This window comes from Streptomyces sp. NPDC053560 (assembly GCF_044544605.1).
GTDB lineage: Bacteria > Actinomycetota > Actinomycetes > Streptomycetales > Streptomycetaceae > Streptomyces.
Window position 1 is genome coordinate 177,788 of sequence record NZ_JBITXI010000008.1, and the last position, 17,187, is coordinate 194,974.

Annotated in this window: 22 protein-coding genes and 1 pseudogene; 6 read left to right on the forward strand and 17 right to left on the reverse strand. The window is 72.5% G+C overall.

Annotation, left to right across the window (positions count from 1 at the left end; all coding sequences use genetic code 11):
• Window positions 1-10: 10 nt before the first annotated feature.
• The 4 genes from ACIGQF_RS20530 (at window position 11) to ACIGQF_RS20545 (ending at window position 3,672) form a co-directional block, all read left to right on the forward strand.
• On the forward strand, window positions 11-1,207 hold the full coding sequence (locus ACIGQF_RS20530; protein WP_399711971.1) for a 4-hydroxybenzoate 3-monooxygenase: 1,197 nt from the start codon (window positions 11-13) through the stop codon (window positions 1,205-1,207).
• A 113-nt stretch (window positions 1,208-1,320) separates the two neighbouring features.
• Window positions 1,321-2,016 (forward strand): HAD family hydrolase, encoded by a 696-nt coding sequence (locus ACIGQF_RS20535; RefSeq protein WP_399711973.1) that lies wholly within the window; start codon window positions 1,321-1,323, stop codon window positions 2,014-2,016.
• 88 nt (window positions 2,017-2,104) lie between these two features.
• Entirely contained in the window at window positions 2,105-2,404 is a 300-nt protein-coding gene (locus tag ACIGQF_RS20540) for a hypothetical protein (protein ID WP_399711975.1), read from the forward strand.
• Between the two features lie 35 nt (window positions 2,405-2,439).
• Window positions 2,440-3,672: a cytochrome P450 gene (locus ACIGQF_RS20545; protein ID WP_399712606.1), complete on the forward strand. Its 1,233-nt coding sequence runs from the start codon at window positions 2,440-2,442 to the stop codon at window positions 3,670-3,672.
• 58 nt (window positions 3,673-3,730) lie between these two features.
• Here ACIGQF_RS20545 and ligD read toward each other — a convergent pair whose 3' ends face one another.
• From ligD to ACIGQF_RS20565, 4 genes are all read right to left on the reverse strand, one after another.
• Window positions 3,731-4,747, reverse strand: coding sequence for a non-homologous end-joining DNA ligase (gene ligD / locus ACIGQF_RS20550; RefSeq protein ID WP_399711977.1), 1,017 nt, complete (start codon window positions 4,745-4,747; stop codon window positions 3,731-3,733).
• A gap of 2 nt (window positions 4,748-4,749) precedes the next feature.
• The gene (locus tag ACIGQF_RS20555) at window positions 4,750-5,394 is read right to left on the reverse strand and encodes a DNA polymerase ligase N-terminal domain-containing protein (protein ID WP_399711979.1); all 645 of its coding nucleotides are present in this window, start codon (window positions 5,392-5,394) and stop codon (window positions 4,750-4,752) included.
• Between the two features lie 84 nt (window positions 5,395-5,478).
• Window positions 5,479-5,895 carry a VOC family protein gene (locus tag ACIGQF_RS20560; RefSeq protein ID WP_399711981.1) on the reverse strand — a complete coding sequence of 139 codons (417 nt, stop codon included), beginning with the start codon at window positions 5,893-5,895 and terminating at the stop codon, window positions 5,479-5,481.
• Between the two features lie 229 nt (window positions 5,896-6,124).
• The gene (locus ACIGQF_RS20565) at window positions 6,125-6,565 is read right to left on the reverse strand and encodes an SPW repeat protein (protein WP_399711983.1); all 441 of its coding nucleotides are present in this window, start codon (window positions 6,563-6,565) and stop codon (window positions 6,125-6,127) included.
• Window positions 6,566-6,792: 227 nt separating this feature from the next.
• Between ACIGQF_RS20565 and ACIGQF_RS20570 the strand changes: the two genes are divergently transcribed.
• Window positions 6,793-7,350, forward strand: coding sequence for a hemerythrin domain-containing protein (locus ACIGQF_RS20570; protein WP_399711985.1), 558 nt, complete (start codon window positions 6,793-6,795; stop codon window positions 7,348-7,350).
• A gap of 171 nt (window positions 7,351-7,521) precedes the next feature.
• Here ACIGQF_RS20570 and ACIGQF_RS20575 read toward each other — a convergent pair whose 3' ends face one another.
• The 10 genes and pseudogenes from ACIGQF_RS20575 to ACIGQF_RS20620 form a co-directional block, all read right to left on the reverse strand.
• Window positions 7,522-7,806, reverse strand: coding sequence for a gas vesicle protein K (locus ACIGQF_RS20575; protein ID WP_361562138.1), 285 nt, complete (start codon window positions 7,804-7,806; stop codon window positions 7,522-7,524).
• Between the two features lie 104 nt (window positions 7,807-7,910).
• Window positions 7,911-8,087, reverse strand: a pseudogene (locus ACIGQF_RS20580) (gas vesicle protein); the annotation flags it as partial.
• Window positions 8,084-8,962 (reverse strand): GvpL/GvpF family gas vesicle protein, encoded by an 879-nt coding sequence (locus ACIGQF_RS20585; RefSeq protein WP_399711988.1) that lies wholly within the window; start codon window positions 8,960-8,962, stop codon window positions 8,084-8,086. The gene ACIGQF_RS20585 and the pseudogene ACIGQF_RS20580, both read right to left, overlap by 4 nt.
• Window positions 8,959-9,315 (reverse strand): gas vesicle protein GvpJ, encoded by a 357-nt coding sequence (gvpJ, locus tag ACIGQF_RS20590; RefSeq protein WP_399711990.1) that lies wholly within the window; start codon window positions 9,313-9,315, stop codon window positions 8,959-8,961. Before gvpJ ends, ACIGQF_RS20585 begins: the two co-directional genes overlap by 4 nt.
• An 11-nt stretch (window positions 9,316-9,326) precedes the next feature.
• Complete coding sequence (locus ACIGQF_RS20595) at window positions 9,327-10,469, reverse strand: SRPBCC family protein (RefSeq protein WP_399711992.1); 1,143 nt, start codon at window positions 10,467-10,469, stop codon at window positions 9,327-9,329.
• Window positions 10,462-11,142 (reverse strand): DNA primase, encoded by a 681-nt coding sequence (locus ACIGQF_RS20600; protein ID WP_399711994.1) that lies wholly within the window; start codon window positions 11,140-11,142, stop codon window positions 10,462-10,464. Before ACIGQF_RS20600 ends, ACIGQF_RS20595 begins: the two co-directional genes overlap by 8 nt.
• A 1-nt stretch (window position 11,143) precedes the next feature.
• Window positions 11,144-11,458, reverse strand: coding sequence for a gas vesicle protein GvpG (locus tag ACIGQF_RS20605; protein WP_399711996.1), 315 nt, complete (start codon window positions 11,456-11,458; stop codon window positions 11,144-11,146).
• On the reverse strand, window positions 11,458-12,237 hold the full coding sequence (locus ACIGQF_RS20610) for a GvpL/GvpF family gas vesicle protein (protein WP_399711998.1): 780 nt from the start codon (window positions 12,235-12,237) through the stop codon (window positions 11,458-11,460). The genes ACIGQF_RS20605 and ACIGQF_RS20610 overlap by 1 nt, the downstream gene beginning before the upstream one ends.
• Window positions 12,237-12,695, reverse strand: a complete 459-nt coding sequence (locus tag ACIGQF_RS20615; protein ID WP_399712000.1) for a gas vesicle structural protein GvpA — start codon at window positions 12,693-12,695, stop codon at window positions 12,237-12,239. Before ACIGQF_RS20615 ends, ACIGQF_RS20610 begins: the two co-directional genes overlap by 1 nt.
• 1 nt (window position 12,696) lies before the next feature.
• Window positions 12,697-13,005 carry a gas vesicle protein gene (locus ACIGQF_RS20620; protein WP_361562147.1) on the reverse strand — a complete coding sequence of 103 codons (309 nt, stop codon included), beginning with the start codon at window positions 13,003-13,005 and terminating at the stop codon, window positions 12,697-12,699.
• A gap of 250 nt (window positions 13,006-13,255) precedes the next feature.
• On the opposite strand from ACIGQF_RS20620, the gene ACIGQF_RS20625 reads away from it, so the two are divergent.
• Window positions 13,256-14,185, forward strand: a complete 930-nt coding sequence (locus ACIGQF_RS20625; protein ID WP_399712003.1) for an SDR family oxidoreductase — start codon at window positions 13,256-13,258, stop codon at window positions 14,183-14,185.
• Between the two features lie 17 nt (window positions 14,186-14,202).
• On the opposite strand, the gene ACIGQF_RS20630 is transcribed toward ACIGQF_RS20625, so the two are convergent.
• From ACIGQF_RS20630 to ACIGQF_RS20640, 3 genes are all read right to left on the reverse strand, one after another.
• Complete coding sequence (locus ACIGQF_RS20630; protein ID WP_399712005.1) at window positions 14,203-15,201, reverse strand: Ku protein; 999 nt, start codon at window positions 15,199-15,201, stop codon at window positions 14,203-14,205.
• Between the two features lie 281 nt (window positions 15,202-15,482).
• Window positions 15,483-15,896, reverse strand: coding sequence for a DUF2795 domain-containing protein (locus ACIGQF_RS20635; RefSeq protein ID WP_399712007.1), 414 nt, complete (start codon window positions 15,894-15,896; stop codon window positions 15,483-15,485).
• Between the two features lie 191 nt (window positions 15,897-16,087).
• Complete coding sequence (locus ACIGQF_RS20640) at window positions 16,088-17,128, reverse strand: SDR family oxidoreductase (protein WP_399712009.1); 1,041 nt, start codon at window positions 17,126-17,128, stop codon at window positions 16,088-16,090.
• Between the last annotated feature and the right edge of the window lie 59 nt (window positions 17,129-17,187).

A 17,187-nucleotide genomic window follows, 5' to 3' on the forward strand; every position in this document is an offset into this window, starting at 1 on the left:
GGAGAGACGTATGCACACCACCGTCGGGATCATCGGCGGCGGCCCCGCCGGCCTGCTGCTCGCCCGCCTGCTGCACACCGCCGGTATCGACAGCGTCCTGCTGGAACGCCGCGACCGCCAGTACGTGGAGCAGCGCCAGCGCGCCGGAATCCTGGAACAGGCCACCGTGGACGCCCTCCGGGCATGCGGTGCCGGGGCCCGGCTGGACGCCGAGGGCATGGTCCACGACGGGATCGAGCTGCGCTTCGACCGACGCGCCCACCGCCTCGACTTCCCCTCCCTCGCCGACGGTCGGCGGGTGACGGTGTACGCACAGACCGAGGTCGTCAAGGACCTCATCGCGCTCCAGCTCGCCGAGGGCGGCCCGCTGCTCTTCGAGGCCGAGGTGCACGCGATCGACGGCGCCGACACCGGCCGGCCATCGATCCGCTACACCCACGAGGGCAAGGAACAGACCCTCACCTGCGACTACGTCGTCGGGTGCGACGGCTTCCACGGGGTCGCCCGCAATGCCGTACCGGAACACCTGCGCACCACCTACGAGCGCGTCTATCCGTACTCCTGGCTCGGCATCCTCGCCGACGCGCCGCCCGCCGCCGACGAGCTGATCTACGCCCACTCCGACCGCGGCTTCGCCCTCGCCAGCATGCGGTCCCCGTCCGTCAGCCGGCTCTACCTCCAGGTCCCCAACGGCACCGACCCCGCCGACTGGTCCGACGACCGCATCTGGGACGAGCTGGACGCCCGCTTCGCCCTCGCCGCCGACCCCGGATGGCGCCTCAAGCGTGGCACCATCACCAGCAAATCCGTCCTCCCGATGCGCAGTCACGTCACCGAGCCGATGGCGTACGGCCGGGTCCTGCTGGCCGGCGACGCCGCCCACATCGTGCCGCCCACCGGCGCCAAGGGCCTCAACCTCGCCGCCGCCGACGTCATCGTCCTGGCCCGCGCCTTCGCGGACTGGGGCACCACCGGCGCCACCGACCTGCTGGACTCCTACTCCGACACCTGCCTGCGCCGGGTGTGGCGCGCCGAGCACTTCTCGTACTTCATGACCACCACCCTGCACACCGCCCCCGACCAGTCCCCCTTCGACACCCGCCTGCAGATCTCTCAGCTCGACCGCATCGCCACCTCCCCGCATGCGGCGGCCGAGCTGGCCGAGAACTACACGGGCCTGCCGCTGCCGGCAGCACCGGTGGTCTGACCCGTTCCGCCTCACCCGTTCGGACGGTGGTGGTCGGCGGTGGTGCGGGCGCGTGGTCAGGCTGTGACGGGTACGCGGGTACTCCGCAGTTCCCCGGACGGAAAGGCACATCCATGGCACGCGCGGCACTCTTCGACGTGGACGGCACGCTCGCCGACACCAACCATCTGCACGTCACGGCCTGGTGGGAGGCGTTCCGGCAGCGTGGGCACCAGGTGCCGATGACCGCCATCCACCACGCGCTCGGGCGCCCGTCGCACGACCTGATCGGCCACGTGCTGGGGGAGGACCGGGACGCCGGCCAGGATGCGGACATCAGCGCCGCGCACAAGACGCTGTACGGGACGTACTTCGACCGGCTGCCCGCACTGCCGGGCGCCGGCGACCTGCTGCGCGCCCTCGCCCGGCGCGGCTGGCACAACATCCTGGTCACCTCGGCGGGCGGCTACGAGCTGGGCGCGCTGCGCCGCGCCATCGACGCCGACGACGCCATCACCGACACCGCGAGCGCCGACGACGTGAAGGAGGGAAAGCCCGCGCCCGAGCCCGTGGAGTACGCCAGGGAGCTGGCCGGGGTGTCCGCCGGGCAGGCGGTGTTCGTGGGGGACTCGGTCTACGACATGCAGGCCGCGACCCGGGCCGGGGTCCGGGCCGTCGCCCTGCTGTGCGGCGGGATCCCGCGCGCCGACCTGGAGGAGGCCGGCGCCGCCGAGGTGTACGCCGACCCCGCGGAGCTGCTGGACCGGCTCGGCGACAGCGCCTTCGCCGAGGTGGCCGATCAGGAGGGCGCCGGGCGGAGCGCCCCGTGATGCCGGTTATGACGTGTCCCACCATCATGAGTTGAGGCCCCGCGCGGAGGGCACCCGGACGATCCCCGTAAGGACGGATCGGAGTGTTATGACTCGGAAGAGCGAGCAGAACGAGAACGGCCGCAGCGCGGCGAAGGGCGCGGGCCGGGGCGACCCCCGGGACCGCGACACCGCGGCGAAGGAGGTGCTGGCCGAGTTCGAGGACGCCGAGACCCGGGTGGCGGAGCCCGAGGAACGGCGGCATGTCGTCGGTGAGAGCGGCGACCCCCTGACCACCAGTCTGGACGCCCAGGAGTCCGTCGACGAGGACGAGCGCGCCGAGGCCGGCACCCGACGCGACCCCGAGCGGACCCGGCACACCCGCCCACCGCGCGCGGACGAGGACTGAGCACGGTGGCGGCATCCCTGCCCGCGCTGTCCTCCCTGTCCGACAGCACCCTCCCGCTCCTGGTGGAGGGGTACGCCTGGCTGCCCGACCGGCGGCGCCGCAACGGCGGCGCGCCGGTCCGTACCCGGCTGCTGGGCAAGCCGGCGATCGCCCTGCACGGCATCGACGCCGTGCGGTTCTTCTACGACGAGAGCCACATCCACCGGCGTGACGCGCTGCCGGGACCGGTCCTGGACACACTCTTCGGCCGCGGCGCCGTGCACACGCTGGACGGCGAGCGGCACCGCGTACGCAAGGCCCTCTTCGTGCACCTCCTCAAGGACCGGGAGAGCATCGCCGACCTGACCGAGCGCGCTACCGCCGAATGGGAGCGCGCCCGCGCCGACTGGGCCGGCCGGTCCCAGGTCGTCCTCTTCGACGCGTTCGGGCTGCTCCTCACCCGTACCGTCTGCGGCTGGGCGGGCATCCCGCTCGACGGCGAGGCGGCCCGGGAGACCGCGGACGACCTGGTCGCCATGGTGGACGGCTTCGCGACACCGGGACCGCGCCACTGGCGGGCCCGCCGCGCCCGCCGCCGCCAGGAGGAGCGGCTGGCCCGCCGTATCGAGGACGTCCGGCGCGGCGGCCCCGGCCACACCGAGCAGGGCGCCCCGGCCGGTGCGGCGCTGGCGGAGGTGGCCCGGCACCACGAGGCCGACGGCGCCCTGCTGGACCCGCACACGGCCGCCGTGGAGATCCTCAACGTCATCCGGCCGACCGTCGCGGTCGCCTGGTTCCTGACCTTCGCCGCGCACGCGCTGCACCGCCGGCCCGAGCAGGGCGCGCCGCTCGCCAAGGGGGACACCGGATACGCCCGCGCCTTCGCCCACGAGGTACGCCGCTTCTACCCCTTCGTGCCGTTCCTCGGCGGGCTCGCCGCCCGCGACCTGGAGTGGCGGGGCGAGCCCGTGGCGGCCGGCACGATGGTGCTGCTCGATGTCTATGGGTACCTGCACGACCCCGAGCTGTGGCCGCGCCCGTACACCTTCGACCCGACGCGCTTCACGGACGCGGAGCCGGGGCGCGACGACCTCATCCCGCAGGGCGGCGGCGAGGTCTCCGGCGGCCACCGCTGTCCGGGCGAGGACATCGTGCTCGCCCTCCTCCAGACGCTCGTCCCCCTGCTGGCCCGGCTGGAGTACCGGGTGCCGGAGCAGGACCTGAGCATCCCGCTGCACCGCGTACCCACCAGGGTGAACAGCGGCTTCGTCGTCACCGACGTGCACTGAGCGACCGCACACACGCGGGCGGTCCGGCACCCGCCGGACCGCCCGCCTCCGCCCGGATTCACGCTGCCCGGGGCTCCTCCCGTACGACCTCGGACGGCTTCTTGTCGTCGCGCAGGCCGAGGAAGCGGGGGTGGCGGAGCATGCCGTCCCTGGTCCACTCGGTGAAGCCGACCTCGGCGACCAGTTCGGGGCGCACCCAGTGCGCGCCACGCTCCCGTACCGCGTCCCCGAACGGCGAGCGGGCCTGCTCTCGGTCGTCGAGGAGGCCGCGGATGCGGTGCAGCGCCGCCTGGTCGTAGCCGGTGCCGACCTTGCCCGCGTACCGGAGCCTGCCGTCCGCGTAGTAGCCGAGGAGCAGCGCGCCGAAGCCGACGCGGCTGCCGGCCGGCTCGGTGAAGCCGCCGATGACGAACTCCTGGCCGCGGGCGCACTTCAGCTTGAGCCAGTCGCCGGAGCGGCGCGGCACGTACGGCCCGTCCGCCCGCTTGGCGATCAGCCCCTCCCAGCCCCGCTCGCAGGCGTCGGCCAGCTCCTCCGGGCCGCCCTGATTGCGGTGCGGGGTGAAGCGCAGCGGGGAGACGAAGCGCAGGGTGCGGCGGAGCAGTGACTTGCGGGTGCGCAGCGGCAGCCGGGTGAGGTCCTGGCCGTCCAGCCGCAGCAGGTCGAAGACGTAGTACGTGACCGCCACCGAGCTGGCGCGGGCCTGCGCGGGGTCGGTGATGCCCATCCGCTGCTGGAGGCGGGAGAACTCGGTGCGGCCGCCGGAGAACGCGACGACCTCGCCGTCCACGGCGAAGTCCCGGCAGTCCTGGGCGGCCAGTGCGTCGACGATCTCCGGGTAGGTGCCGGCCATGGCGCGGCCGGTGCGGGACAGCAGCTTCGCGCGGTCCCCGTCGCGTACGGCCAGCGCCCGGACGCCGTCGAGCTTGCGCTCGAAGATCCAGTCCCGGTCGAAGTCCCGGCGGTCGGAGAGGACCGCGAGCATGGGGTGGGCTGCCAGCTCCTCGCCCGGAGGCGCGGCCGCCAGCAGCCGCCGTTGCGCGCCGGGCAGCGACTCCAGCAGTTCTCCCGCCACGGTCAGCTCTTCCCGTCCGCTTCGGTGCCCTCGTCGGCCGCGACCTGCTTGAGCGTCCGGCCGCTGCGCGCCGACCTGGCCCGGCGCGGGTCCGGGGCGCCGCGCTTGCCGGCCCGCTCGTCGTTCTCCTTCACCAGCAGCCAGGACTCCCGGCCCTCGGACTCCGCCGTGCGGAAGCGGGTCAGCGCGTACCCGCCGTGCAGCTTCTCGCCGTCCATCCAGAACGTCACGTGCCCGTGCTCCAGCCGCTCCGCGAAGGAGGCCTCGCGGTCCTTGCGCTTCTTCGGCGGCAGCGGGCGGTACGTCCCCTGGTCCCACACGATGACCGTGCCGCCGCCGTACTCGTCCTGCGGGATCACCCCTTCGAACTCCCGGTACTCCATCGGGTGGTCCTCCGTGGGCATGGCCAGCCGCTTGTCGTGCGGATCCGTGGACGGGCCTTTCGGTACCGACCAGGACTTCAGGACGCCGTCCACCTCCAGCCGGAAGTCGAAGTGCATCGTGGAGGCGTCGTGGATCTGCACGACGAAGACCGGATCGGCGCCGTCGGCGGACGGCGCGCCGGCTTCCTGCTGCCCCCGCGGCTCACGGGTCCGCTCGAAGTCGCGCTTGCTCTGGTACGTCGTGAGGCCTCGCTCGCCCTGCACGCCAACCCCTTCCTGCCGGTGCCCGCTGTGGTCACTCTCGCGCACCGGCACGTACGGCGCATGCGGGAGCGGCGGTCCGGGCGGTCACGCGGAGCGCAGGGTGAAGGGATGGCCCGCGGGGTCCCGGAAGGTCCGCAGCTCCTCGGTGCCCTCGCTCCGCTGGGAGTCCATCGGGCTTCCGCCGTAGTCGATCACCTGGCGCTCCACGTCGTCCATGCGGTCCTTGGGCACCGTCAGGTGCAGATGGGCCTGCTGGGAGTCATCGGGCCGGGGCCAGGAGGACGGCGCCGCGCCGTGGTCCCGCCGGAAGGCCATCCGTGTGCCGTTCCTGCTGGTGATCTCGATGAGCTCGACGCCCAGCTCGGCCGGCAGCTCGGCGCCGAGGAGCTTGGCGTAGAACTCCGCGACCGGTTCGGGCTCCGCACAGTCCAGCACCAGTACCGCGGCGTCGACGTGGACGGGGGGTTCCTGGAAGGGGCCGGCGCCCGCGTTCTCTGTCATCACCTGTGTCTCCCGTTCCGGAGCCGTCCGGCGGTGCCGCCCGCCGGAGTGGGCCGCCCGGCCGTCGCCGGGTGGTGCCGGTCCGGGTATCCGCGTGCCGCCGCTTCATGCACCGGGCGGGTCTGGAGCGAGGCCGGGGGAGCCGTGCGTCGGCCGGTCCGCGCGCGGACCGGCCGAGCTGTCCGTTGTCCGGCTGGCGAGGTGCTTCCTTTCCTTGTTCCGCCCTCCGCTACGACCGCTTGCCGACTTTCGCGGCCGCGCCCGCACAGGTCATCCCGAGCAGCACGGTGAGGGCGCCGATGATGACGTTGTTCCAGATGACTCCCGCGTCGGGGCTGCTGCCGACGATCCACGGCGAGAGGACCAGCCACACGCCGATGGCGGACATGGCCCAGCTCATGCCGTACATCCGCTCCGGCGTGACGGTGAATCCGAGTGCCAGCAGGCCGAGCGCGATGCCCAGGATGAGGTTGTGGGCCACGAGGGCGGGCTGGTTCGCGGTGAAGTGGAGTGTCCACGGCGAGATGGCGCAGTACAGGCCGATGAGGAAGACCGGTCCGTCCACGAGCGCCACGTCGCGACCGCCGAGCATGCGGGCGTACCGGTCCCGCATCTCGGGAACATCAGGGTGACTGGCGATATCGCCTCTGGTGTGTGAGACGTCTGCCATCAGACTCGTCTCCTTCGATCTCTTTTCTGCGGCCCTGTCTCCTGAAGTGGCAAGCGCCGCTATGGCCATCTTGCGCTTATTTCGTCCTTGTGTGCAGCGGAGAGCGGTAGCCCCGGTTCCGGCCTGTCCGCTGCCCCGCGGTGCGGCCGGTTCCGGCCGTCTCGGGCGTCGGGGTACGGGTACTCGCCCGCCGTCCCGCACGACGAGACGAGAGGGGCCCGCACGACATGGCCGAGAAGCAGAAGAACGTCGTGGAGCTGCTCGAACAGCAGCACCAGCAGATCCGCCGCCTCCTGGACGACGTCGTGAACAGCAAGGGCGAGGACCGCAAGGCCGTCTTCCACCGCGTCGTACGTCTGCTGGCGGTGCACGAGACGGCCGAGGAAGAGGTCGTCCACCCGTACGTCCGCGATCACATCGAGGGCGGCGAGAAGGTGGTCGGTGAACGGTTGGAGGAAGAGAAGCGCGCCAAGGAGATGCTGAGCAGGCTGGAGGACATGGACACCGAGTCCCAGGAGTTCGTGGACCTCTTCAAGGAGCTCCGTACAGCCGTGCTGGAGCACGCCAAGGCGGAGGAGAAGAGCGAGTTCACCCACCTGCGCGCGGTCTCCGACCAGCGCGCGATGAGGGGGCTGGCCAAGGCGGTCGAGGCCGCCGAGGCCGTGGCGCCGACCCACCCGCATCCGGGCACCGAGTCCGGGCTGAAGGCCGCCGTCACCAGTCCGGTGGCCGCCGTGGTGGACCGCACCAAGGACGCGATTCGCGCCGCCATGGGCAAGCACTGACCGGGGGAAGACCCCGGGGAAGGACTGACCGGTCGGTGAACCCACAGACGGCCCCGCCGCCACGGCGGGGCCGTCGGCCCGTGGCGCCGGGACCCGGCACGCCAGGCACCACGGAGCTTTCCCGTCACCGGTCCTCACCGGTGGTCCCCCTACCGGTCTCCCACCGGTCTCCTACCGGTCCTCCTCCCGCGGCAGCAGTGAGCCGAGCGGGCCCAGGTCGAGGTTCAGTTCGTCCCGCCCCACGTCGTACCGCGTGCACAGCTCGTCCATCCGGCGCTCCAGCAGCATCAGCGTCATCCCGATGCGCTCCTCCTGGTCGTCGGAGAGGTCGCCCTGGTCGACGCGGCGCAGCGCCTGCCGCTCCATGAGCTGGTGCAGCAGCTCCACGACGGTCAGCACCAGCCGTACGAGATCCCGCTCGACGCTCTCCTCGTCCAGCTCCACCCGCCTGCTCACGGCCGCACCGCCTCCTCGACCCGCACCGTGGCGGCGGCGGGCCGCGAGGGGCCCGTCACCCGCGGCGGATCCGCCGCGGCCGGCTCCTTTGGGGCGAGCCCGGCGAACGGCGACGGCACGTTCTCGTTGACCGAGCTGATCAGGGCCCGCAGATCCACCCGCACCAGATCCACGTCGGCGATGCGCAGGGTCAGGTCCCCGGCGATCACCACACCCCCGGCCAGCAGCCGGTCCAGCAGATCGATCAGAGCCACGGGAGTGCTGGGGGAGGGGGTGCTCATGGTGCCTCCTCCGGCAGATCGGTGAAGGAGTACGGCGCCCACGGTCCGGTCAGCTCGATTCGCAGGGCGGGGGAGCGGGCCGCCAGCTCCCCGACCCGCTCGGCGAACTCCCCGGCCTGCTCGCGGCGGACCAGATAGGCGCCGTTCAGGAGGTTCGCGCCGCGGGTCACGGCGGCGCGGTTCCCGGCGGGCGCGTGGCCGTCGGCGTCGGCGGCGCCGGACGCAGCGACGGCCTCGGCCAGCCGCGGGTCCTGCGGGCGGTGCAGCCGGCTCTCCTCGGCGGCCTGCGTCAGTGTGTCGTGCACCGCCCGCGCCAGCCCGTCGGACTCCTGCCGCGCGGTGTCCCGGACCTTCCGGTCGCGCAGCCGCCGCCGCAGGAACTCCCGGCCGGACTCGGCGCCGGCCGGACTCGGCGCCGGCCGCGCGGCGGACTCGTGGCCCGCCGCCGCACGGGAGTCCTCCGACGCCCGGGCGTACGCCTTCACGCCCCACTCCAGCCGGCCGTCAAGCCGCGCCAGCAGCAGTTCGAACCGCTCCGCGTTCGCGGCCAGCACGGCCCGGACGGAGTCCTCGTCGCGGTACACCGTGACCAGCCGCAGCGGCAGCACGCCGACCTCCGCTGCGGTCTCGTCCACGACCCTGCGGTGCGCCCGTGCGGTCGATTCCAGCCACGCCAGGTCCTCCAGGCGTTCGCGGACCTGCGGCTGGTCGAACTCGGCCGTCGGCACCGTGGAGACCAGCGCCGCCAGCGGCCCCTCGGCCACGGTGTGCACGGGCGTGTCCCCGATGCCGAGCAGGCCGCCCGGCGGCCGCGCGCCGCTCCGGAGAACGGCGTAGGCGTACATCAGCCTGCCGTTGTCATGAGGCGTGGTCACGGTGCCTCTTCCTTTCCGTCCTCCAGGGCGTCCCGCCGGCCTTCCAGGGCGGCGATGCGCGCGCGCAGCTCGGCGTTCTCCCGGGCCAGTTCCTGCTGCTCCTGGTCCTCCCGGTCCAGCTCCCTGCGGCGGGCGCCGGCCGACAGCGACGGGTCGTCCCGCCACCAGTCGATGCCCATCTCTTCGGCACGTTCCACCGACGCCACGATGAGCCGCAGCTTGATGGTCAGGAGTTCGATGTCGAGCAGGTTGATGCGGATGTCGCCGACGATCACCACGCCCCGGTCCAGGACGCGTTCGAGGATGTCGGCGAGGTTGGCGCCGCCGCCGGCGCCGGTTGCGGGATACGACATGGGGCGCGTGCTCACCTCACCCGTTCCGGCTCGGGCTCGTCCTCGTACTCCTCGGCCTCGGCCTCGGCGTCGGCGTCTTCAGCGTCGGCGTCCTCGTCCTCGTACGCCTCCGGCTCCTCGTCGGCGTACCCCTCCTCGTCGCCGGCTTCCTCGTCGCCGAACTCGTCGTCGTCGTAGGCCTCTTCCGGCTCCTCCGGATCCTCGGAGCCCTCGAAACCCTCCGGGGCGTCCTGGTCCGCCGCGTCCGCGGGCTCCTCCCGCTCGTCCGCTGCCGCGTCGGGCGACTCCGGCTCCTGCTCCTCCTCGCGGTCCACCGCGTCCTCGTGGGACTCGACGACCTCACCGTCGCGGATCTCCCCGCGCCAGCTGCCGGTCGGCTCGCCGCGCAGCATCACAAAGCGGCGGAAGTGCTTCAGATCCAGCCGGGCCCGCCGCCCCTGCGCACGCCAGAGGTTGCCGGTCTTCTCGAAGAGACCCTTCGGGTAGTACTCGATGACCAGCAGGACGCGGGTCAGCTCCGGCGCCAGCTCGTGGAAGGTGACGACCCCCTTGAGGGACGCCTTCGCCCCCTGCGCCGTCCAGGCGATGCGCCGGTCCGGCACCTGCTCGGTGACGGACGCCTGCCAGCTGCGGGTGGACCAGAAGACCTTGGCGCGCCAGTTGGACGTGGTGTCGTCGGTGCGGTCCACGTTCTGCACGCCCTTGGCGAAGGTGCTGAACTCCTGGAACTGCGTCCACTGGTCGTACGCGGTACGTACCGGCACTCCGACGTCCGTGTCCTCGACGACGGTGACGAACTTGCCCTGTCCGGTGCCCGTCCGGCTGCCGCCACCCACCTTCTGCAGCGTCTCCTTGATCCGCTCCTTCGCGCCGGTCGCGCCGGCGCCGACGGCCGCCCGCAGCGGCCCCTCGCCCTCGGCGAGGCGACGGCCGCCGTCCAGCACCATCCGGCCCAGGCCGGGGCCGTTGCCCTCGGCCATGTCCTGCAGCCGGGTGGTGGCGGAGCCCAGCTTCTTGCCGCCGGCGATCAGCAGTCGCTGGGCCTGGGCCGCGGCGAACGCGGCGGCCTCCTCCTTGAGCCGGTCGGTCGCCGGGCTGCTGGCGATGGTGTCCTTCAGCCGGGTGGCGGTGCCACCGCCCTTGTCATCAGCCATCGCTGCGCTCCCGGCTCCGGCCGGACGACGACCGGGTACCGCCCGTCGTCCGGGTGCCGGCCTTGCCACCAGAGCCGGTGCCCGTCCTGCTCCCGGCCCTGCCCGTGGCCTTCGTACCGGCCCTGCTCGCGGCCTTCGTGCCGCTCTTCGCCGCGGCCCGCGCGGGGCGCCGGGCAGCGGTCGCCTTGCCGGCGGCCTGCTTGCGCGGCTTGCGCGGAGCGCGGTTCTCGGCCGGTGTGCGCTCCTCCTCCGGCTCGTCGCCCTCGGCTTCGTCGTCCGCCGCGCGGTCCGCGTCCTCGGGCTCCCGGTCCGGTGCCTCCTCGGCGTCGTCGTCCCGCTGCTGCGGGAGCGCGCCGCCGGCGATCCGGTCCTGGACGCCGAGGGTGCGTTCGTGGAGGCTGCTCGCCAGTCCGTCGATACGCCGGTTGACGAACGCGCCCGCTGCCGCGCGGCCCACGCCGCTCAGATCGTTCCGTAACTGGTCGCGCAGCTCCGCGAGTTGCGGATCCGCCTTGAGCCGTTCATCGACCAGACTCAGCAGCCGCTGCGGATCCAGTTGCAGTCGCCGTCCCAGAACCATGCCGCCGACGCTGAGCGCGAGTTTCATCTTCTTCGTGCGGCCCAGTGCGTATCCTCCGGCGACGGCCAGTGCCAGTGCCGCCCGGTTGTTCATCTCACTCGTCTCCTTGTATTCCCCGTCGGTCGTGTGATGCCTGTCCTCGCGATGTCTGTGGTGTGGGGGCCGGTCCTTGCGGTGCCTGTCCTCGTGCCACCGCGAGCCGGTCCAGCAGCTCGTCCTCGCGCCGGTCGAACTCCGCCTCGTCGATGAGACCGTCGTCCAACTGCCGTGCCAGCTCCCGGAGTTCCTGCTGGACGACCTGCGGGTCGTAGTACTGCCGCTCCGCCTCCGCCACGACCTGGCGCAGCACCCACGCGGTGCCGCGCACAGGAGCGGCGGGCAGCAGCAGTACTTCCTTGAGCAGGCCCATCAGCCCCGGCCCGACCCTTCCGGAGTCCGCTCCCGGGCCTCCCCGTCCGCGGCCGAGTGGGCCGGGCGGACGAAGCTGTACGGCGGGAGCGGGCCGTTCACCAGTAGCTCCAGGTGCGGCTGCGTCTCGGCGAGCCGGTGTGCTGCCTCGGCGAAGGACGCGGTGTCCGTGCGCGGCAGCAGGAAGGAGAGGTTGACCAGCCAGCCCGAGCCTTCGGGGCCGGGCGCCGACTGCTCCGCCAGCGGCGTCAGGGTGTGTTCGACCGTGTGCGCGTCCCGCACCTCGCGGGCCCGTACGCCGTTGGCCACCAGCTCGCCCAGCCGTACCCGCTCGGGATAGCTGCCGCCGCCGGCGGACTGGAGGGCCTCCGTGAGGCGGCGGACCTCCGGCTCGTCGTCGACGACGAGCCGCAGCACGGCTTCCTCGCGGTGCGCCGCCTTGACGTTGAACTCCACGCGGCCGGCCAGCTCGGCCAGCTGCGTCTTGTAGTGCTCGGTGTGTTCGCCGAGCGCGCCGCGCACCGCGTCGTCGTCCGTCGACAGCGAGCCGAAGCGCAGCGGCAGCACCGCCCCCGCGCTGCCCATCTCGGTCAGGACGTGCTGGTGGGCCAGCAGATCGCGGCGCTTGGGGCGCAGCCCGTCGGGGCAGTCGCTGACCACGGCGGCCAGCTCGCCGGCCCGCACGATGCGCACCGGGCGGGGCGGGTCACCGACGCCCAGCACCTGCTGCTCGGGCGTGGGGTGTTCGGCGTGCGCTATGCCGTAGACGTACGTGGTCATCAGCTCTCCTCCTTCTTGCGGGAGCTGGTGGTGCGCCGGGTGCGGCGCGGGGCTTCCTCGCCGTTGGACGCGGACGATCCGTTCCGTCCGCCGGCCGCTTCCCGGCCCTGGCCGATGGCGTCGGCGAAGGTCTCGGCGGCGCCGGAGAGGGCTCCCTTGCTCTTGCCGCGGGCCCCGGACTCGGTGATCTCGCCGACCAGGTCGGGGAGGCCGGGATCCTTCTTCGGCCCGGATTCCAGGTCGAGCCGGTTGCAGGCCTCGGCGAAACGGAGGTACGTGTCCACACTCGCGACCACGACTCGTACGTCGATCTTGAGGATTTCGATGCCGACCAGGGAGACACGCACGAAGGCGTCGATCACCAGGCCACGGTCCAGTACGAGTTCCAGGACGTCGTACAGGCCGCTGGAGCCGCCTCCTCCCCGGCCGTTCTCCTGCTGAGCGGGAACCACGGTCATCTCACTGGTTTCCTTTCGCTCGTTCGTAGCGACCGACGCGCCGGTACCCCGTGAGCAGGCCCTCGTGGTCCAGGACAAGCTCGTAGAGCGCCATGAGACTCATCGTGTCGGGCACCCTGGCCAGCTCCAGCACCTCCGCCTCCAGCAGCCAGCCGTCCTCGGTCTTCTCGAACCGGGTGACGGTCTCCGGCTGCAGGCCGGTGAGTTCGGCGAGCTGGGCGCGTGCCGCGCGCATCAGCTCGGGCAGTGCCGGGCGTTTCCTGGCGCCCCGCCGGTCGCCTTCGTCCGGTGTGTTCGTCGTGTGCGTCATGAGGCCGCCCCGATCGGGGTTCTCCGTCCGGGAGCCTCCGCAGGGAAGTCCATGAGGCACCGGGTACCGCTTCGGGACGAAAGGAAACCCGTCGGTCTCGGGTTCCGCCCGGTGTCCCGGGTGACGCCCGGTCGCCGATCCTGCCGCGCGCCCCGATGATGGGTTGAGGCCCGTCGGGCGGGGGACCCGTGGAGCAGCCGGAGGGGGCGGCTGACCACGGCACACGGTCAACGCGGAACAGGAGGCATCAGTGACCGCGCAACACCGAAACCACCACGACGACAAGGGGAACGGCGCCGCGAGCGGACAGCCGCGAAACCCCAGGGACAAGCACCCGCGGCCGGACTTCCCGCAGCAGGACCAGGAGCACCCGGGCTGGACCGGGCCGATGGACCCGCTGCCCGACCACGGTGAGGAGTCCTACCGCGGCAGCGGGCTGCTGACGGACCGCAAGGCGCTGCTGACCGGCGGCGACTCCGGCATCGGCCGCGCGGTGGCGCTGGCGTTCGCGCGCGAGGGCGCCGATGTGGTCTTCACCCACCTGCCCGAGGAGGCCGACGAGGCCCGGGAGACCGCACGGCTGGTGGAGGAGGCGGGACGCAAGGCGGTCGCCGTCGCCTGCGACATCCGCGAGGAGTCCGCGTGCCGGCAGCTGGTCGAGCGGACCGTCGCGGAGTTCGGACGCATCGACATCCTGGTCAACAACGCGGCGTACCAGATGTCGCAGCCGGACGGCATCCAGGCCATCAGCACCGAGCAGTTCGACCGTGTGTTGCGCACCAATCTGTACGGGATGTTCTGGCTGTCGAAGATGTCGCTGCCGCACATGCCCAAGGGCGGTTCCATCATCAACACCACGTCGGTGCAGGCGTACAAGCCCAGTCCGCATCTGCTGGACTACGCGACGACCAAGGGTGCCATCGTCACCTTCACGCAGGGGCTCGCGCAGATGCTCGCCCCCGACGGCATCCGTGTGAACGCGGTGGCACCGGGCCCGGTGTGGACGCCGCTGATCCCGGCGACGCTGCCGGACACCGCGGAGTTCGGCAAGCAGGCGCCGCTGGGCAGGCCGGCCCAGCCCGCCGAGATGGCGCCGGCCTATGTGTTCCTCGCTTCCGAGCACGCCGGGTTCATCACCGCGGAGATCGTGAACGCCACCGGCGGTACACCGCTGCCGTGACCTCGCGTGACGTACCGTCAGGAGGCCTTCTTCCGGCGGCGGTTCTTCGAGCCGCTGCCGGAGAGGGCCTCGATCAGTTCGTCCCGGTTCATCGACGAGCGGCCGGGTACGCCGGCGTCGGTGGCCCGCCGGTACAGCTCCGTCCTGGTGAGTCCGTCGAGGTCGTCCCGACCGGATCCCTGCCCCCGAGCGGACTTCCGTGCCCCTCCGGATTTCGCCTTCCCACCGGACTTCCGGCGGTCCTTCGCGCGGTCCACGCTGGCCTGGAGGGCCTCGCGCAGGTCGATGACGTTGGTCGGCTCCGGAGCGGGCTCGGCCTTCTCCACGGACTCGCCGGTGCGCTTGGCCTCGATGAGCCCGCGCACCTTCTCCTGGTACGTGTCCCGGTACTCCGACGGGTCCCACTCGACGGTCAGCGCGTCGACCAGCGCCACCGCGGTCTCCAGCTCTTTCCTGTCGGGTTCGGCGCGCCCCGGCAGCGTCGGCAGCTCCTCGTGCGGATCGCGCACCTCGTCGGCCCAGTGCAGTGTGTGCAGGGCCAGGATGTCGTCCTCGGCCTTCACGGCGACGAGGTACTCACGGTTGCGCATCACGAAGGTGGCGATGCCCGCCTTGTTGGCCTTCGCCAGCGCCTCCCTCAGCAGGCCGTAGACCTTGGCGTACTCCTTGCTCTTCGGCGCGAGGTAGTACGTCTTGTCGAAGTAGATCGGCTCCACCGCGTCGAGGTCGACGAACCCGGAGATCTCCAGCGACTTTGACCGGCCCGGCGCGATCTCGTCCAGCTCGTCCGGCTCGACGAGCACGTACTCGTCCCCGGCGTCCCAGCCCTTGACGATGTCGTCGTACCGGACTTCCTTGCCGGTGCGTTCGTTGACGCGTTTGTTGCGCACCCGGTCGGAGGTGCCGCGCTCCAGCTGGTGGAAGTGGATCGTGTGGCTCTCCGTCGCGGTCACCAGCTGCACCGGCAGGGCGACCAGCCCGAACGAGAGCGCACCGGACCAGACCGCGTGTGCCACGTATCGCCACCTCCTCCGCCCCATCGCACCCTGTACGGGCGGCGGCCGCATCCCGGCGGCCGCCGTACGGCGGTCCGGGGAGGGCGGGGGTTTGGGGCGCGGGGGAGCGTGGCACTCGGCATCCCGGCCGAGCGGCCGGCCAATGGGAGATGGGAGAGCGCCGGGCCGGAAGGGTGATCCGGCCCGGCGCACTCCTGCCCGGGTACGGCGTCCGCCGCGGTGGGCGCGCGGCGCTCGCCGGTCTGTGTCAGGTCCGCCGTTCCTCGACGAGTCGGCCGCTGTCAGGTCCGCCGTTCCTCGACGCCCAGGCCGAGCGCCCGGGCGATGTCCTGGACGTTGGCGAACGGCTGCCCGCCGGGGAGGTTCTCGGCCCGCGCCAGGACGCTGTCGGGCGCGTTGTTCCCGCGCAGCGACTCCAGCACCGTGGCCCGGTCGGCGGGGTAGATGCTGGGGTCGAGGTGGCGGGCCAGGTCCGAGCGGAGCTCCACGTCGTCCCCGGTCATGCCCGGCGGTGTGCCGCCTTCGAAGGCCCCCTCGGGGGAGCGCCGCACGGCGGGCTGGTCCTCGCCCGCGGGCTCGGGCTCGTGGTCCTCCTCCATCCGGATGCCACGATTGGCCCGCAGCTCGCCCTCCAGGCGCTTCTTCGCCTCGTCGTCGCGCAGCGGGCTGTCCGGCCCGCTCCCCTTGTCGGCCATGTCTTCCTCCAGAGGTTCGGTGCTGATGGGCTGCGTGCCGCCGGGACCGTCCGCTGCACGCGCACGGTGACGCGGTGACCGGCCCGCGGCGCTCCCGGAGTGCCCGGCACCCCGCCCCGGAAAACTCGTGAACGATCAAGTTCGGCCCAACGGCGCAGTGGCCCGGAGAGCGGCCCCGCGCACCCTGCCCGTCAGGCGGTTTTCGGCCGGGTCGCCAGCGGCGGCGTGGGCGCTCCGCTCGCGTTCCGCAGGCCGCTGAGCAGCGCGTCGACCGCCTCGGTCGCGGTGCGTTCCGGCCGCCAGCCCAGTTCCTCGCGCGCCCGGCGGCAGTCCATCAGCGGCAGCCCCAGTACCGCGTCGAACAGGTGCGGGGAGGCGCCCACCAGCCGCAGCCGCCAGCCGGTGCCGAGCGCGGCGCGGGCGGCCGCCGCGGGCATCCGTACCGTACGGGCCTTCAGCAGCCGGGCGAGGAAGGGCATGTCCACCGGCGGTTCGGCCGCCAGGTTGAAGGCGCCGCGGGCCTCGCCGAGGACGGCCAGCCGGTAGGCGTGGGCGGCGTCGTCGGTGTGCAGTACCTGGAAGCGCAGCCCCGGGATGTCCGGCAGGAACGGCAGCAGTCCGGGCCGGGCCAGCTTGCCGACCTGCGCGGGTGTCGCGATGCCGCCGAAAATGCGCCGCTGCTCGGAGGCCGACTCCTCCTTGAAGAGGAACCCCGGGCGCATGCGGACCACCCGCATGTCGGGGTGGGCGCGCTCGAAACCGTCCAGGACCCGCTCCAGATACGCCTTCTCGCGGCAGTACGCGGCGTCCGGCCAGCCGTGGGTCGGCCAGTCCTCGGCCACCTTGTGGTCCTTCGGGCCGGGGGAGTAGGCGCCGACCGACGAGGCGTGGATCAGCGCGGGCACCCCGGCCGTGGCCGCCGCTTCGAAGACCCGCATGCTGCCGAGCACGTTGGTGCGCCAGGTCTCCGGCGGGTGGTGGGTCGGCTGGAAGGCCCATGCGAGGTGCACCACGGCGGACGCGCCGGCGAAGTCGGCGGCGAGATCGTACTCCTCGTCCGCGATGTCGGCCGCGGTCCAGGTGGTCTTCTCCGGCGAGCTGCGCGGCATCCGGCGCGCGACGCAGTGGACCTCGTCGATCCCCGGGTCCTCGCTCAGCACACGGACCACACTGGTACCGACGTTTCCGGTGGCGCCGGTCACCACGACCCGCCGCTGGGAAGCACTGCTCATCAGCTGTTTCCTCTCTGCATGCACGAGGCCGGCGAGGGGGACGGACGGTGCCCGTGCTG